The sequence below is a fragment of the Pseudomonas sp. EA_65y_Pfl1_P113 genome (assembly GCF_963970525.1).
In the GTDB taxonomy this organism is placed as follows: Bacteria; Pseudomonadota; Gammaproteobacteria; order Pseudomonadales; family Pseudomonadaceae; genus Aquipseudomonas; species Aquipseudomonas tritici.
On the sequence record NZ_CAXAQM010000389.1, the window covers coordinates 1 to 505 of the forward strand.

1 protein-coding gene is annotated in these 505 nt (G+C 63.0%); it reads right to left on the bottom strand.

Annotation, left to right across the window (positions count from 1 at the left end):
• Window positions 1–505 (bottom strand): hypothetical protein (locus AACY52_RS30205; RefSeq protein ID WP_339561362.1); only part of this gene is annotated, 505 nt, incomplete at both ends.

Here is a 505-nt window from a genome sequence, read left to right on the forward strand (position 1 = left end):
ACCACGTTACGCCGGCATCGAGGCGAAGCACGCCCGGTACAAGCTGGAAGGAATCCTGACCGTAAAATTCGAGCGTCGTGATCGACGTCGACCGATTGTAGAGCACATAGGATGGCAAACCGCCCTTCCACGCGAGCTGCGTGGTGGAGGGGATGATCGGATAGAAGTCGCGTTCCTCCGACGACGTGCCGCCATCGAACCAGCCGCCAATGCGGACGCTATTGCGCGGCACCAGGTCAGCGATCGTGAGCTCCGCTGTGCTGCCGTAGCGTTCGCGCTTGCGCGGCGTGACGCGCATGTCGGCCGGGCCACCGACCACGTTCGGATTGGACGTCGTTGCCAGCGCCGGGCGCACAGCGCCGCCGCTCGCGGTATACCCCAGCACCGCATACGGGTCCGCGCCGACAAGCTGACGATGACGGTTCTGATAGCTTAGCGAATAGCCGTCGAGCGTCTGGTAATAGGGGTTGATGGCAAGGGTCACGTGTTCGGCAAGGACGAACTT